The following is a 15,291-nucleotide window of genomic DNA, read 5'->3' on the forward strand; positions in this document are numbered from 1 at the left end:
CCCGTGGCACATTCCACCCTGACCAGGCTCCTGCTGGCCCCGGCTGCAGCCGTGGCCGCGCTGATCGGCTTCGCGGCGGCTCCCGCCCACGCCGCGATCTGGACCTCGTCGGAGCAGTGGGGCAACTACACCACGTCCGACAACTACATCCTCTACAACAACATATGGGGCTCCGGAGCGGGCACCCAGTCCATCTGGGCCAACTCGTCGAGCAATTGGGGCGTGACGGCGAACCACCCGAACACCGGCGGCATCAAGTCGTACCCGAACGCGAAGAAGATCGTCAACAAGTCGATCACGTCACTCTCGTCGCTGACCAGCGGCTACGACGTGACGGTCCCGTCGTCCGGTGCGTACAACACGTCGTACGACATCTGGGACACGGACTACGACTACGAGGTGATGCTCTGGGTGAACCACAACGGTGCGGTCGGTCCGCTAGGCACCTCTCAGGGAACGGTCACCCTCGGCGGGCACACCTGGGCCGTCTACAAGGGTGACAACGGTGCCAACGAGGTCTTCTCGTTCCTGCGGACCTCCGACTCGTCCGCCGGCACCGTCGACATCCTGCCGATCCTGAAGTGGATCAAGGACACCAAGGGCTGGTGGGGCAACGAGACCATCGGTGACGTCCAGTTCGGCTATGAGATCACGTCGTCCGTCGGCGGGCTGAACTTCACGACCAACGGGTTCAACGTCTCGTCGAGCTGATCCGGACGGACGCCGGGCCCGGGGATGCCCCGGCCCGGCGTCCGTGCGCCGTCAGCGGGCCTGCCCGAGCGTCGCGGGGCCGCCCGCCGACAACTGGGCGGTCTGCCCGGGCCCCGTCGCCCCGTCGACACTCAGGCCGGCGCCGGTCCCGTGCTCGCACGCACCGTGAGGACGGGCTCCAGCAGTTCCACCTCGTCGGTACCCCGGCCGGCGAGCTTCGCAACCACCTGTTCCACTGCGCGGCGCCCCATCTCCTGTGCCGGGATGGCCACGGAGGTGAGCCGCACCGAGGCCTGCGTGGCCACCTGCTCGGGGCAGACGGCCATGACGGACACGTCCTCCGGCACCGCTCGCCCCTGCTGCTGGAGCAGGTTGAGCAGAGGCTCGACCGCGGCCTCGTTCTGGACGATGAATCCGGTCGTTCCGGGCCGTTCGTCGAAGATGCGGCCCAGTGTGCCGGCCATCGCGGCGTACCCGCCCTCGCAGGGACGGTGCAGGATCCGCATCCCTGCCTTCTGCGCCTTCGCCCGTACGCCGTCCACGGTCCGTTCGGCGAAGCCGGTGTGCCGCTCGTAGACGGCGGCCGCCTCGCCGATCACCGCCACCTCGCGGTGTCCGAGTCCGGCGAGATGGTCCACGCAGAGCGCACCGGTCGCCTCGAAGTCGAGGTCTACACAGGTCAGCCCACCGGTGTCGGCCGGCAGGCCGATCAGGACGGCGGTCCGGCCCGACTCACGGAGCAGCGGCAACCGCTCGTCGTGCAGTTCGACGTCCATCAGGATCATCGCGTCCGCCAGAGAACTCCCCGCGATCCGCCGGACAGCCGCCGGCCCCTCCTCGCCGGTGAGCAGGAGGACGTCGTAGCCGTGCGTACGGGCACTGGTGGCGACGGCGATGGCGATCTCCATCATCACGGGCACGTACATGTCCGTGCGCAGGGGCACCATCAGCGCGATGATGTTGGACCTGCTGCTGGCGAGGGCACGGGCACCGGCGTTGGGGTGGTAGCCCAACAGCTGGATACTGCGCTCGACCCGTTCCCGGGTGGAGGCGGAGATCGACCGCTTGCCGCTGAGGACGTAGCTCACCGTGCTCGCGGACACTCCGGCGTGCTGGGCGACCTCGGCGAGCGTGACCATTCGACTTCTCCCCTACAGACGGCGACTACAAGGGAGAGCAGATGAAGCGCTTCGACAGCGCCTTGCTGTGCTCCCCTCACACTCTGACATGCACAGACATCGTGGAGCCTAGACTCGCTCACAACCCGTGTCCATAGGAGAATCGAAGCGCTTCGACCGGCCTTCACCGCATCGGCTCACTGCCGCACACCGTGACTCAGGACGGCGAGGCTGTCCAGCCTGCCGTCCGATCGGCGGTCTCCTGCCCCGTGGCCAGGGTGTCGCTGAGCTGCGGCCGGTGACGATCGCGGAGTCGAGGAAGACCTTGTCCGCGGCAGCCCGCAGGGATACGGGCTGGAGCCCGCTCATGTTCTGGTCGGCGATCGCGAGTCTCAGGCCGGGGAACCGTCCGAACAGCGCGGGCAGCGCGATGCAGACCACGTCCCGGACAGCGCAGCACCGTGGCGGATGCTGGGTGACATCGCGGCCGATGGCCCGGTATCGGCCGCCCCGGGGCCGGGCAGGAGCATGTCCCCGGCACGGATGGTCCGTCCGCCGAGTGCGTGTCGCGGACCGCCCAGTGCCCGGCGAGGATCCGGGGCGGACTCTCCTCCGGACCGCCGGACCCGGGGGTGCGGCCGGGGCACGCGTCACAGGTTTCCGCACGGCCGCCGTACCGCACCCCCGCCGGCTCCCCCGCTGAACGCCGGATGTGGTGGGAGTGGGGTGGACAGAGGGCAGCACCCATGTTCTTATGCTGCACGTCGCAGAATTTGCAACGTCGTACAACGGCCCGCCCGCCCCTGGGACCGGCTGGACTCGCACGCCCCGCATAGCTCCGACGGCAGACCGCCCCTCCAGTACGTGCGCACCCCGCCTTGCCACGCACCTCCGCCCGACAACGTTGTCGCATACGAGAAAGGCCCCGCAGACATGGTGCGCACCATCCGCAAGCTCTCCCTCATCGCCCTGGCCGCCGCCCTGCTGGCGAGCGTCGCCCCATCCCCCGCGGGAGCCGACGGCCCGGCAGCCGCCCGGGCGATCGAGGTACCGGTCCAGAGCACGGCCGAGGCGGGAAACCCACTGGTCGAGGGTTGGTACGCCGACCCGGATGTCGCGGTCTACGACGACCGTTTCTGGATCTTTCCCACCACGTCCCGCAGGTACGCCGAACAGACCTTCATGGACGCGTTCTCCTCGACGGACATGGTGACGTGGACCAAGCACTCCAAGGTGCTGGACATCGCCGACGTCTCCTGGGCCAAGTACGCGCTCTGGGCGCCCGCTCCGGTCTTCCGCGACGGCAAGTACTACCTCTACTTCGCGGCCAACGACATCCAGAACGACTCCGAGCACGGCGGGATCGGCGTCGCCGTCGCCGACCGCCCGGAGGGCCCGTACAAGGACGCCATCGGCGGCCCGCTGATCTCCCGGTTCCACAACGGTGCCCAGCCGATCGACCAGGACGTCTTCATCGACGACGACGGCCAGGCGTACATGTACTACGGCGGATGGGGCCACGCGAACGTCGTCAAGCTCAACCCGGACATGACCAGCCTCGACACCTTCCCCGACGGATCGACCTACAAGGAGATCACCCCGGAGAACTACGTCGAGGGCTCCTTCATGTTCAAGCGCGGGGGCTCGTACTACATGATGTGGTCCGAGGGCGGCTGGACCGGCCCCGACTACTCGGTGTCGTACGCCATGGCGGACTCCCCCACCGGCCCGTTCAAGAAGATCGACAAGGTGCTGGCCCAGGACTCGGCCGTCGCCCGCGGCTCCGGGCACAACTCGGTCGTCAACGTGCCGGGCACCGATATCTGGTACATCGTCTACCACCGCCGCCCGCTGAGCGAGACCGACGGCAACCACCGGGCCCTGGCCTACGACCGGATCCACTTCAACGAGGACGGCACGATCCGTCCGGTCACCATGAAGGTCAAGGACAACTTCGACGACGGCAACGCAGTCGGCTGGCGCACGTACGGTGGCGCCGGCTGGACTCCCGAGCGCGGAGCGTACTCCGCCGTATCCTCCTCCAGTGGTCTCTCGCTCCAGGACACCAACTTCTCGGACCTGATCTACGAGGCCGACGTGACCCTGCGGCACAGCCGGAGCGCATCGGGCCTCGCCTTCCGTGTCTCGCGACCGGGCACCGGTACCGAGGGCTTTTACGGTTACTACGCCGACCTCACCCCCAAGGGCCTGGTCCTCGGCAAGGCCACGGGCGGCGAACGGGCACCGCTGGCGACGGCCCGGCTGACGGGGGCGGTCGGCAAGACCCACCGGGTGAGGATCGAGGCCGTAGGGCCGTCCCTCAAGGTCTACGTCGACGACATGGCCGAGCCGAAGATCAGCACGACGGACTCGGCCTTCGCTTCTGGGGCCAACGGCCTGCACACCACCCCGTTGCCGCCGAAGGGCGGCACCGAAGCAGCACCGGGCAAGCCGTCCACCCGCTTCGACAACGTCTCGATCCGCTCCAACGTGTTCAGCTTCGAGGCGTCCGACGCCCCCAACCAGTTCATCCGGCACGCGTGGAGCCGTGGCCGGGTCGACCCCGATGTCACGCCCTACGCCGACATGCAGTGGAAGGTCGTTCCCGGTCTGGCGGACCCGTCGGCCGCGTCACTCGAGTCGGTCAACTTCCCCGGAACCTTCCTGCGGCAGCGGGACGGAGAGGTGTGGATCGACACGCGAACGGATGACGCCGACTTCCGGGTGGACGCCACATGGCGACGCGTACCCGGACTCTCCGACCGGACCCTGGCCTCGTTCGAGTCCTACAGCACACCCGGCAGTTACCTGCGGCACCGGGGCGCGCTGCTGTACAGCGAGCGCGTCAGCGCTGCGGATCGGCCGGACGCGACCTTCAGGCCCTGGTGAGACGGTGACCTGGTGACCCGGTGACCCGGTGAGATGGTCCGGCCGGACACACCGTCCGGGGTTCGGCGCATCCGCCGGTCGGACCGTGAGGAACCCGCGGGCCGCCGCCGCACCGGCTTCCGCGTCCCAGTCGGCGGCGGGGCCGACGGCCGCCACCAGGTCGGCATCGCCTCGCCGTCGGCGATCAGCGCGTCGATCTCCCCGAACGCGGGCCGGCTGCCCTCGGAGTCAGGCATCCGCCGGACGGTGACGAGGGATTTCCCCGGGTCACGGCTGTGGCGAGCACGGGCAGCCCCACACCGGTGAACCCGTCCTCGGTCCCGTGATCGGCGCGGAACCAGGCGTGCGTTGCCGTCGAAACCGTGCACGAAGCCGAGACGGAGCGCTGTCCGTAAGGCGGTTGGCCGTCGAAATGACGTCTCAACGCCCGGACACGGGGTACTGCGGGGACATGTTCTTCGTGAAGCGTGTTGCTCTTGCTCCTCGTGCGGTGCGGCAGCTGCGGCGCGTCCGCTCGGTGTACGTGGCGGGGATGCTGCTGTCCGCCCTCATCCTGTTCTCCTACGACGAATCAAAAGGGGGAGGCGGGCAGGCGATGATCGCGAGCGTCTTCCTCGTGGTGTTCGCCGCGCTCCTCACGCTGACCACGGTGCAGTTGTGGCGGCACGGGCGGGCCGAGCACTGCAGTACGGCGAAGAAGCTCACGCCGCTCGCCTGACGCCCATGCTGTCCGGCCCGTCGCCAGCCGCTCGATGTGTGGCCGGTGCGCCGCCCGCGGGCCTGTCCCGCTCGGCGTGAACGGCACACGGGCGGGCGGCGGGCTCCCCGGTCTTCTTCCACTTCGCTGCGGGGCATGTCCACGGTGCGGAATGATGAAGATCATGGCTCAGCTCGAAGCACGCGAAGTACCACTGCACAAAGTCTTCTGCAGTGACTACGACTTCAGGATCCCGGACTACCAACGTCCGTACGCCTGGCAGCCCGAACAGGCTCAGCAACTCCTCGCGGACCTCGAGGAAGCTCTCCTGAGAGGTGACGGGGAGCCCTATTTCCTCGGTTCACTGGTGCTCGTCAAGGACAGTCGCACCGCCGAGGCAGACGTCATCGACGGCCAGCAGCGTCTGACCACCTTGACCATCCTGCTGGCTGTTCTGCGTGATCTGGCTCAGCAGGCCGACGTGGTGACCAATCTGGTCGCCATGATCTCCGAGCCCGGCAACACGGTTCTGGGGCTGAAGGCCAAGCCCCGGCTCACTCTGCGCCCCAGAGACGCCGACTTCTTCCACCAGCACATCCAGACCGCCGGTTCCGTCAAGACGCTTCTGGACCTGAACCCGCACAACCTCAGGACGGACGCGCAGAGGGCTGTTCAGGCGAACGCGCAGGCGCTGCACACAGCCCTGGCCTCCTGGAGCGACGAGCAGCGTCTCTCGTTGTGCAAGCTGATGGGAGTCCAGACCTTCCTCGTCGCGGTGAGCACTCCCGATCTGGACAGTGCTCACCGGATCTTCAGCGTCATGAACTCCCGGGGCCTGGACCTGTCACCTGCCGACATCTTCAAGGCCCAGATCATCGGAGAGATCGACGAGGAGATATCGGAGGTCTACGCCAGGCGGTGGGAAGACGCGGAGGAGAGCCTCGGCCGCGAGGACTTCTCCGATCTCTTCCTCCACATCCGCATGATCTTCTCCGGCGAACGGGCGCGGCAGGAACTCCTCAAGGAGTTCCAGAGTCAGGTGCTGGTCCATTACAAGGGCGGACGGGCCGAGGAGTTCGTGAACCAGGTACTCGTTCCCTACGCCGAGGCGTCCGCGGTGATCCGGGACAGGGCGTACGCGGCCGGAACCGGATCGGACCAGGTCAACCTGTGGTTCCGCAGACTGCTGCAGCTGGACAACAACGACTGGTGGCCCGCCGCGCTCTGGGCGCTCCGGTCCCACGGAGACGATCCGTTGTGGCTGGGGTCGTTCCTCCGGCTGCTGGAGCGCCTCGCTGCGAGCATGTTCGTCCGACGCGTCTACACCACTCCACGCGTTTTCCGATTCGCCGAACTCCTCAAGGAGCTGAACGCCGGCAAGGGCCTCGAAGCGCCAGCCCTCCAGCTGACGGAGACCGAGCGGGCCGAGACACTGCGTCGGCTCGACGGCGAGGTCTACCACGAGTTGCGAACACGCCGGTTCATCCTGCTACGGCTCGACGAGCTGGTCGCCGAGGACGACATCGTGGCCACCTACCACGCCCCGCGGATCACGGTCGAACACGTGCTCCCCCAGAACCCCGGTCCGGAATCGCCATGGCGTGCGGACTTCACCGCGGACGAACGCACGCTGTGGACGCACCGACTGGCCAACCTGGTGCTGCTCAGCCGTGCGAAGAACTCGCAGGTGCAGAACCTCGACTTCACCGCCAAGAAGGAGCGCTACCTCAAGCGGGGCGTCGTCACCTTCCCCCTCACCACACAGGTTCTGGGGCAGGAAACCTGGACACCGGAGCACCTGGAGAAGCGCCAGTCGGAACTCCTCGGGCTGCTGGCCGAGGAGTGGCGCCTGTAAGGTCACGAGGCGCGTCGTTCCTGATGCGCCACATGTTGGCGGACACGCCTCACACCAGTCTCTTCGCGGCGAAGGCCGGCGGCCCTGGCGCCGTGCTTCAGCGGCGAGGCCGCCCAAGGACTGCGGCGGCTGCCGGAACACCCGTACTCCCCCGGACGCGGTGGCCCCCAGCACACGCCCGGAGCGCGGCCAGGGGCGGGCGTCTGGAGCGGTCCGCGCCGCACGTTCCGAAGTCCGCAAAAGCGTCCGGGAGTTGACTGGGCCAGGCTCCGGATGTCGGCGAGCAGGTGACCGTGGGCGGGGTCCTGGTGGTCGCGCACTCGGACAAGCAGGACGCCGCCCCGACCTGGAGGAAGGCCTACGGCCACCACCCGCTCGTGAGGCTCTTCGACCACGGCCCCGGAGAAACGCGCGCCTGCGGTTCCGCCTGTTCGCCACGGCAGGCCAGCTCGTCACCTGCCGACACCGCATCCTCGTTCGGGCTGTCGGCCGCCCGGCCCAGGACTTCGTGACCGCCGCCGTCGAGTACGCGATCCGCGGCCTCACACCCCGCGACGGGTGCACCGAAGACCGCCAGATCGGCGGGGTCGGCGACAACGGCGCCGACGCTCTGGCCATCGCCCCCCCCCTCGGCCGCACCTGGCCGGCAGGGAGCGGGGTTCCCCGCCGGCCAGCGCAACGGCCGTTCTCAGGCCGCCGTGCAGGTGGTGCCGCTGAGGGTGAAGGCCGTCGGCGCCGTGTTGGTGGTGCCCTTGGTGCCGGTGAAACCGAGCACGATGGAGCCGTTCACTGTGATCACCGCCGTGTATCCGGCGGGGGCGACGCTGACCGTCGAGCCGCTGTGCGTGGCGGTCCCGCCCCACACGTTGGAGAGCTTCTGGCCGTCGACGAAGGCGAAGGCGAGGTTCCACCCGTTGATGGCGGTGGTGCCGGTGTTACGGATGGTGATCTCACCCTGGAACCCACCGGGCCATTCACCGACCACCCGGTAGCCGACGGAGCAGCCCACGCCCGGCGTGGGGCCGTCCTTGTCCGTGGTGACGTTCACCGTGGCGGAACGGGCCGAGCGATTGCCGACCGCGTCACGGGCGTACACCGCGAACGTATACGCGGTGTCGGCAGCAAGGCCCGTCACGGTGGCACTGTTGGTGGCGGACGAGGCAGCCACGGCCTCGGCGCTGCCGCTCACCCGGACGACGTCGTAACCAACGACGGCAACGTTGTCCGACGCTGCGGGCCAGGTGAGGACGACTGAGGCCGCCGTCACCGTGGAGGCGACCGGAGCGCCGGGGGCCGTCGGGGCCTGCGTGTCGCCCGGGTTTCCGCCACCGCCGAAGACGGTGGCTTCCCTCGAGGTCTGGGCGATGCCGTTGGTTCCGTGGAAGACGCGCTCACCCCAGGAGCTCAGGCGGCTGGGATCGAAGTCGATGGCCAGGTCCAGGACCGGGTCGGTGTTGCCGCTCCAGGACCACGCCAGATATCCGAGGTCGAGTGCCTCGGCGGTGGCCATCATGGTGTCCTCGTCAGGGTCCCCCCACTGGTCGGCGGGTCCACCGAACTCACCTATCAGAAGGGGCAGCCCGGCGTCGACGAAGGCTTGCAGGTAGTCGGTGATCGCCTGAGGCGTGCTGTAGACGCTGTACATGTGGATCGAGAAGATCAGGTTGCCCATAGTGTCGGCCTCGTACACGGCTTGGGCGTTGGCGCGCATGACACCCTGCCAGTCCTGGCCCCAGTTGGGCGCGTCCACCATGATCGTGTGGGCGAACCCCGCGCCGCGCAGCTTCTGGACGGCGGCGGTGGTCGGCGCTGTCCAGCCGGCGGGGTCGGTGTTGCCCCAGGGTTCGTTGCCGATATTGATGACGACGTAGTCCTCTTCGCCGGCGAGTACGCCCTTGAGACTGATCCAGTAGTCGGCGGCGTGGTCGAGGGTGCCTGCCGCGGCGTCCTCGCCGTAGCCAGTGGTGTCGTGCACCTCCAGGACGCAGATCAGCCGGTTGGTCTTGCAGTCGTCGATGATGCCCGCGACTTCGTCCGGGCCGTTCCTCGTCCAGCGGTGTCCGTCGGAGAGGACGACACGAACGGTATTGGCTCCGAAGGCTTTGATGTCGGCCAGCGACTGCGTCTCGCCGGGGTACCAGGTGTGCGCGTGGTTGACCCCGCGCATGACGAAGTCGTTGCCGTTGGCCTCCAGCAGGCGGCCGTTGCTGATGTGCAGGCCCGTGGCCGAGACTTCCGCCCCGGCGGGCCGGGCCTGCGCTGCGGCGGGGCCGAGAGCGCCCAGCATGACGACGCCCAGAAGGGCGGCCAGACTTTTCAGCAGGACGTTCAAGGGCCTCTGCCCGCGACGTGCCGTACTCGTTGCTGGTCTCACTGCGACTCCAGGAAGTAGGTGCCGGTGATGTGAAGTTCAACGCGGATATGGGAGCGCTCCCATGAAGCCAGTTCGCCAGGAGCACGTCAAGGCGTAGCGCAGAGCCGCTGGACCGGCAGCAGGCCCGGCCCACCTTCTTTGTTGCCCGGAGCGGCAGATCCGGGTGATGGAAGGGCAGGCAGGCGCCCCAGGCTTCGTCGACGATCAGTGGCCGAAGCGGCGGTCTCGGATGCCGGCCGGGACTGGCGGTGCCCCGATCGGTGGGGGCGGCAGTACGCGTCCCCCGTCCCCCACCGGCTGTTCGCCGGGAGCCAGTCGCCACCGGTTGTTCGGCGGTAGTCAGTCGGCAGCGCAGCCGCGCCGAGCCACAGGCTGCAGAACAGCTGATCCGCCTGACCGCCGGACTACTCACCGCCCCAGTGGTGACCTCCGCCCAACTGTCCCTGCATCCGCAGCGGTCCCTGTCCAGCCTCGCCCGGGCGCCAACCCCTGCCAAGCCTGACCAGCCAGGAAAGTCGGCCCGGTCCGCCTCCCGGGTGGGCGCTCCTCTCTGGCTCCATGGACGGCCCCGGCGTAGCCGTCGGGGCCGTCCCCTGTTTCCCATGGGGGAGACAGACGGGAGAAGGACGTTCCCCACCAGGGCTGGCCGAAGCCGATGAAGGCCAAGGGAGGCTAGCCGGCGAGATGGATCTCAGCGGTTAGGCCGCCGAGCAGGCTCTTCGTCGACACGACCGTTGATCGAGACGATCACGGTCGCCCCTCTTCGTAGCCCCCTGTGGCTTGCCCGCAACACTCTGGCGGGGAAATTCACCGTGGCGACGGCGTTGCCGGACGGAGGGATCCGGACCGATTCGGGAGAGCCGACGGTACGGAGCCGGGTTTGGGGGCAGCCGTATCGATGACGAGCAGGGCTCGTTGATCAGGCAATCGCCTGGCCCGGGCGTGGGCCGGCGGCACAGGACAACTGGGGGTGCGCCATGCGGCGGACGATTCTCGAACGGTTCCCGGCAGGAGACCCCCGCGGCAGCCGTGCGGCCGAGGAGTTCGCGGCCGCACGCCGCGGGGAGGGCCTGGCGGCCGAGGTCGTGATGAACCTGGACCAGGACGTCTTTCTCGTGGTCGTCCCGCAGCAGCCGGCGGACGCGGGACTCTGAGGGGGCGTCACGCGGGTCCTCGGAGGGTGCCCGGCCTGACGAACCGGGCCCCCTTCGAGGGCCGTCGAGGGCTGCGTTACCGCAGCGCGATCGCCGCGGCCGCAGCGCCGACCAGCCCCGCGTCGGTGCCCATCACGGCGGGTGCGACGGTGAGCCCCCGGACGAACGAGAGCGTGGCGTAGTCGCGCAGGCTGCGGCGCAGCGGCGCGAAAAGCACCTCGCCGGCGCCCGCCACTCCCCCGCCGACCACCGCGATGTCGATCTCGACCAGGGTGGCGGTAGCCGCGATCCCGGCCGCGAGCGCTTGGGCCGCCCGCTCGTACGAGACGACGGCGACCGGGTCCCCGGCGCGCGCGGCGGCGGCCACCGCGGCGGCCGTGGTGTCGCCGTCCGGGCCGGGGAGCCAGCCGCTGTCCAGGGCTCGGCGGGCGATGTTCGGGCCGCTGGCGATGCGCTCGACGCAGCCGCGCGCGCCGCAGGGGCACAGGTCGCCGTCCAGGTCGACGCTGATGTGACCGATGTGGCCGGCGTTGCCGGAGGGGCCGGGGTGGAGGGAGCCGCCGAGGACCAGGCCACCACCGACGCCCGTCGACACGACGAGGCAGAGCGCGTTGTCGTAGCCGCGCGCCGCCCCGAGCCAGTGCTCGGCCGCCGTCATCGCGACTCCGTCGCCGACCAGAGCGACGGGCAGCCCGCCGATCGTCTTCCGCACCCGCTCCACCAGCGGGAAGTCGCGCCAGCCGGGAACGTTGACCGGGCTGACCGTGCCCGTGGCCGCGTCGACGGGACCCGCGCTGCCGATCCCGGCGGAGCCAGCGCGGTCCCACAGCGGTGAGGCCGTCAGCTCGCCCAGCACCTCGTCCACGGCGCCCATCACCGCCTCGGCACCCTCCCGGGCGGGCGTCGGCCGCTGCGCCCGTACGAGGAGGGATCCCCCACCGTCGACCAGCGCGCCGGCGATCTTGGTGCCGCCGATGTCGAGCGCGGCGACGAGGTCGGTATGCATCGGTGTGGCTTCTCCGGATGAGTGAAGGGCGGGACCTGCGGGTTCAGTCAATAGTCTGCACAGTCTCCATTGCGGTGACAACGTTGTCCAGGGCCTATGCTCGACGCCACAGCCTCCGTTCGTCTCCGCAGCAGGCTCCGCGGGCCGTCCGGAGGTGCCCGTATGCCGCCCGAATCACCGACCGCCGCCCACGCCCGACCCGCCCATCCCGCCCGTATCCGACGACAGGACAGCGCCCCGTGGACCGGACCACCCGTCATTCCGAGACCCGCTACGGCAACCGGCCGACCATGAAGGACGTGGCAGCCCGCGCCGGAGTGGGCCTCAAGACGGTCTCCCGGGTGGTGAACAGCGAGCCCGGCGTCACGCCCGACACCGAGCGCCGCGTGCAGGAGGCGATCGACGCGCTGGGCTTCCGCCGCAACGACAGCGCCCGGGTGCTGCGCAAGGGGCGTACGGCCTCCATCGGCCTGGTCCTGGAAGACCTGGCGGACCCTTTCTACGGCCCGCTGAGCCGCGCTGTGGAGGAGGTCGCCCGCGCCCACGGGGCCCTGCTCATCAACGGCTCCAGCGCCGAGGATCCCGAGCGCGAGCAGGAGCTCGTCCTGGCCCTGTGCGCCCGCCGGGTGGACGGCCTGATCGTGATCCCGGCGGGTGACGACCACCGGTATCTGGAGCCCGAGATCAAGGCGGGCATCGCCACGGTCTTCGTGGACCGCCCGGCGGGCCGGGTCGAGGCGGACATGGTGCTCTCCGACAGCTTCGGCGGCTCCCGTGAGGGCGTGGCCCACCTGATCGCGCACGGCCACCGCAGGATCGGGTTCATCGGCGACCAGCCGCGCATCCACACCGCCACCGAGCGCCTGCGCGGCTACCACGCGGCCATGACCGACGCGGGGATCGCCGTGGAGGACGGCTGGGTCTCGCTCGGCACCACCGACCCCGGCCGGGTCCGGGCGGCCGCCGAGGAGATGCTCGGCGGGCCCGAGCCGGTCACCGCGTTCTTCGCGGGGAACAACCGGGTGACGGTGACGGCGGTCCGGGTGATCGCGGAGCAGGAACGGCCGGTGGCTCTGGTCGGGTTCGACGACATCGAGCTGGCGGACCTGCTCGGCATCACCGTCATCTCGCAGGACGCGGCAGCCGTCGGCAGAACCGCTGCCGAGCACCTCTTCCGCCGGCTCGACGGCGCCGACCACGCCCCGGTCCGGGTGGAGCTGCCGACCACGCTCATTCCGCGCGGTTCGGGCGAACTGCCGCCCGCCTGAGCCCTGGCGTCAGGTCCCCGCGCGGAACTCCCGGGTGAGCAGGGCCAGGAGCCGCGCGGGCGCATCCTCAAGGTCGCGTGCCCCGCCCCCTCCGGCCAGTGCAGCTCGGAGTGCGGGATCAGCGCGTGCAGCTGCTCGGCGAAGGGCGCGGGAAGGGACCCGTCCTCACACCCCCGGATGATCCGGGTCGGCACCGGCACCGACCCCAGCCGGTCGAGGCGTTCTGCAACACCGCGACCCGTCTCCACGGCGAGGACGAGCTCGCCCGTCCGGCGACGACGGGCAGGTGGCTGCGGGCGGACGGCTATCCGCAGGCGGTCGCCCCGGCCGAGCTGGCGGCGCTCACGGAGCCCGGGAGACCCTGCGGGCTTTCCTCGTCGAGCGCTCCTCGCCCGAGGTGCTCGATGCCCTCAACCGGCTGATCCACTCCGTGGCGAGCGCCCGGCCGTGCGCCCGGACGGCACGCTCGCCCTGCGCCCGGCCACCGACGGGCCAGTGGCGGAGATCGTACGAACGGTACTCGAAGCCCTGCTCCGGGACGGCCTGACCGGGCGCCGCGCGACGCGGCTCAAGGCGTGCGCCGCGCCGGAGTGGGCGGGCCTGCACGCCCCGGACCGGCCGTACCGCAGCCGGGGCGCGACGCCTGCTGACGGCCCCTACGGAGCCGTGACTGTCAGGTCGCCCCGGCGCGGCGAGGCGAACGCGTCCAGGTCGGCGCGGGTCAGGCCGGTCAGCCTGGCGACCTCGGCGGTGTCGAGCGCGCCGCAGTCGATGCCGCGCAGCAGGTAGCCGCTGAGGGCCTTGGCGGTGGCGGGCTCGTCCATGACGTCACCGCCGGCCTTCGCGACGTACGCGGCGAGCCGGGCGGCGGCGGGCTCCAGGCCTTCGCGGTAGAAGGTGTAGACGGCCGCGTAACGCGTCGGCAGGTGACCGGGGTGCATGTCCCAGCCCTGGTAGTAGGCGCGGGCCAGAGCGCGGCGGGTGAGGCCGTAGTGCAGCCGCCAGGCCTCGTGGACCTGCGCGGTCGGGCCGACGGGCAGGACGTTGGTGGAGCCGTCGGAGACCCGCACGCCGGTGCCCGCGGCGGCGACCTGCATGACGGCCTTGGCGTGGTCGGCGGCCGGGTGGTCGCTGGCCTGGTAGGCGGCGCTGACCCCGACGCAGGCGCTGTAGTCGAAGGTGCCGTAATGCAGGCCGGTCGCCCGGCCCCCGGCCGCGTCGATCATGCGGGCGACGGCGGCGGTCCCGTCGGCGGCGAGGATCGACTGGCTGGTCTCGATCTGGATCTCGAACCCGATGCGTCCCGCGTCGAGGCCGTGGGCCTTCTCGAAGGCTTCGAGGAGCTGGACGAAGGCGGTGACCTGCTCGGGGTACGTCACCTTGGGCAGCGTCAGCACGAGCCCCTCGGGGAGCCCGCCCGCCTCCATCAGGCCGGTGAGGAAGACGTCCGTGGTGCGGATCCCCCGGTCGCGCACGCCGGCCTCCATGCACTTCATCCGGATGCCCATGTACGGGGCGGCGGTGCCGTCCGCGTACGCCTCGGAGACCAGCCGCGCGGCCCGGGCGGCGGCCTCGTCCTCCTCGGCGTCCGGGCGGGGCCCGTAACCGTCCTCGAAGTCGATGCGCAGGTCCTCGACGGGTTCACGCTCCAGCTTCGCGCGTACGCGGTCGTGGACGGGGCCGGCGAGCTCCTCGGGGATGCCGAGGACGGCGGCGAACGAAGCGGCGTCGGGGGCGTGTTCGTCGAGGGCGGCCAGCGCCTGGTCTCCCCAGGAGCGGAGGGTGCCGGGCTCGAAGACGTCACCGGGCACGTAGACGGTGTGCACGGGCTGGCGGGTGCCGGGGTCCCCGGGGTAGCGGCGGGCGAGTTCCGCGTCGACCGCCGTGAGGGAGGCGCTGATCTCCTCGCTGACCGTGCCGGCGAGGCTCGTTGCCACCTTCTCCTGCTGACCCATGACCGTACCCTCCACACTCTCGCTGTTTCCGCTTCCCGGAATCAACAATCCGTATAGTGAAGTTATAAGGCCGCTCGACCTGCGTCAATGGTGGCCGGGAACGGCGCTGGGCCGCGCGGTGGGGTGCACCGTGCGGCCCAGGGTGGGTGTTGCGGGGAGGGTGTCAGCTCTTGCGGGTGTTGATCTCTTCGGTGAGCTGGGGGACGACGGTGAAGAGGTCGCCGACGACGCCGTAGTCGACGAGGTCGAAGATCGGGGCCTCGG

The 15,291-nt window shown here is 70.1% G+C and carries 10 protein-coding genes and 3 pseudogenes; 7 read left to right on the top strand and 6 right to left on the bottom strand.

Annotated elements, in window-relative coordinates:
* Window positions 1-3: 3 nt before the first annotated feature.
* Window positions 4-711, top strand: coding sequence for a hypothetical protein (locus ABZ154_RS01250; protein ID WP_356827845.1), 708 nt, complete (start codon window positions 4-6; stop codon window positions 709-711).
* Between the two features lie 131 nt (window positions 712-842).
* Here ABZ154_RS01250 and ABZ154_RS01255 read toward each other — a convergent pair whose 3' ends face one another.
* Window positions 843-1,850, bottom strand: a complete 1,008-nt coding sequence (locus ABZ154_RS01255) for a LacI family DNA-binding transcriptional regulator (protein WP_356827847.1) — start codon at window positions 1,848-1,850, stop codon at window positions 843-845.
* A 912-nt stretch (window positions 1,851-2,762) separates the two neighbouring features.
* Between ABZ154_RS01255 and ABZ154_RS01260 the strand changes: the two genes are divergently transcribed.
* The 3 genes from ABZ154_RS01260 to ABZ154_RS01270 all read left to right on the top strand — a co-directional run bounded on the left by ABZ154_RS01260 (window position 2,763) and on the right by ABZ154_RS01270 (window position 7,270).
* Window positions 2,763-4,718: a family 43 glycosylhydrolase gene (locus tag ABZ154_RS01260; protein WP_356827849.1), complete on the top strand. Its 1,956-nt coding sequence runs from the start codon at window positions 2,763-2,765 to the stop codon at window positions 4,716-4,718.
* Between the two features lie 451 nt (window positions 4,719-5,169).
* On the top strand, window positions 5,170-5,436 hold the full coding sequence (locus ABZ154_RS01265; RefSeq protein ID WP_356827851.1) for a hypothetical protein: 267 nt from the start codon (window positions 5,170-5,172) through the stop codon (window positions 5,434-5,436).
* A 163-nt stretch (window positions 5,437-5,599) separates the two neighbouring features.
* Entirely contained in the window at window positions 5,600-7,270 is a 1,671-nt protein-coding gene (locus ABZ154_RS01270) for a DUF262 domain-containing protein (RefSeq protein ID WP_356827853.1), read from the top strand.
* A 688-nt stretch (window positions 7,271-7,958) separates the two neighbouring features.
* Here ABZ154_RS01270 and ABZ154_RS01275 read toward each other — a convergent pair.
* Window positions 7,959-9,644 (bottom strand): cellulase family glycosylhydrolase, encoded by a 1,686-nt coding sequence (locus ABZ154_RS01275; RefSeq protein WP_356827855.1) that lies wholly within the window; start codon window positions 9,642-9,644, stop codon window positions 7,959-7,961.
* A 977-nt stretch (window positions 9,645-10,621) separates the two neighbouring features.
* On the opposite strand from ABZ154_RS01275, the gene ABZ154_RS01280 reads away from it, so the two are divergent.
* A complete protein-coding gene (locus tag ABZ154_RS01280; RefSeq protein ID WP_356827857.1) occupies window positions 10,622-10,798 on the top strand; it encodes a hypothetical protein in 177 nt (58 codons plus the stop codon).
* A gap of 76 nt (window positions 10,799-10,874) precedes the next feature.
* On the opposite strand, the gene ABZ154_RS01285 is transcribed toward ABZ154_RS01280, so the two are convergent.
* Entirely contained in the window at window positions 10,875-11,804 is a 930-nt protein-coding gene (locus ABZ154_RS01285; RefSeq protein WP_356827859.1) for an ROK family protein, read from the bottom strand.
* 239 nt (window positions 11,805-12,043) lie between these two features.
* Between ABZ154_RS01285 and ABZ154_RS01290 the strand changes: the two genes are divergently transcribed.
* Window positions 12,044-13,072 carry a LacI family DNA-binding transcriptional regulator gene (locus tag ABZ154_RS01290; RefSeq protein WP_356827861.1) on the top strand — a complete coding sequence of 343 codons (1,029 nt, stop codon included), beginning with the start codon at window positions 12,044-12,046 and terminating at the stop codon, window positions 13,070-13,072.
* A gap of 9 nt (window positions 13,073-13,081) precedes the next feature.
* On the opposite strand, the pseudogene ABZ154_RS01295 reads toward ABZ154_RS01290, so the two are convergent.
* A pseudogene (locus ABZ154_RS01295) lies at window positions 13,082-13,281 on the bottom strand (alpha/beta hydrolase); the annotation flags it as partial.
* Here ABZ154_RS01295 and ABZ154_RS01300 point away from each other — a divergent pair.
* Window positions 13,279-13,663 (top strand): annotated as a pseudogene (locus ABZ154_RS01300) (ABATE domain-containing protein); the annotation flags it as partial. The pseudogenes ABZ154_RS01295 and ABZ154_RS01300 sit on opposite strands and share 3 nt — an antisense overlap.
* Before the next feature lie 65 nt (window positions 13,664-13,728).
* On the opposite strand, the gene ABZ154_RS01305 reads toward ABZ154_RS01300, so the two are convergent.
* Both ABZ154_RS01305 and ABZ154_RS01310 read right to left on the bottom strand, forming a co-directional pair.
* Window positions 13,729-15,027 carry an aldolase/citrate lyase family protein gene (locus ABZ154_RS01305; protein WP_356827863.1) on the bottom strand — a complete coding sequence of 433 codons (1,299 nt, stop codon included), beginning with the start codon at window positions 15,025-15,027 and terminating at the stop codon, window positions 13,729-13,731.
* A gap of 163 nt (window positions 15,028-15,190) precedes the next feature.
* Window positions 15,191-15,291: pseudogene (locus ABZ154_RS01310) on the bottom strand (electron transfer flavoprotein subunit alpha/FixB family protein); the annotation flags it as partial.

This window comes from Streptomyces sp. NPDC006261 (genome assembly GCF_040613515.1).
GTDB lineage: Bacteria > Actinomycetota > Actinomycetes > Streptomycetales > Streptomycetaceae > Streptomyces.

Bases quoted from the DNA above. Each gene is read 5' to 3' on its own strand.
- ABZ154_RS01255 (WP_356827847.1), bottom strand. From the start codon at position 1,850: ATGGTCACGCTCGCCGAGGTCGCCCAGCACGCCGGAGTGTCCGCGAGC.
- ABZ154_RS01260 (WP_356827849.1), top strand. From the start codon at position 2,763: ATGGTGCGCACCATCCGCAAGCTCTCCCTCATCGCCCTGGCCGCCGCC.
- ABZ154_RS01265 (WP_356827851.1), top strand. From the start codon at position 5,170: ATGTTCTTCGTGAAGCGTGTTGCTCTTGCTCCTCGTGCGGTGCGGCAG.
- ABZ154_RS01270 (WP_356827853.1), top strand. From the start codon at position 5,600: ATGGCTCAGCTCGAAGCACGCGAAGTACCACTGCACAAAGTCTTCTGC.
- ABZ154_RS01280 (WP_356827857.1), top strand. From the start codon at position 10,622: ATGCGGCGGACGATTCTCGAACGGTTCCCGGCAGGAGACCCCCGCGGC.
- ABZ154_RS01285 (WP_356827859.1), bottom strand. From the start codon at position 11,804: ATGCATACCGACCTCGTCGCCGCGCTCGACATCGGCGGCACCAAGATC.
- ABZ154_RS01305 (WP_356827863.1), bottom strand. From the start codon at position 15,027: ATGGGTCAGCAGGAGAAGGTGGCAACGAGCCTCGCCGGCACGGTCAGC.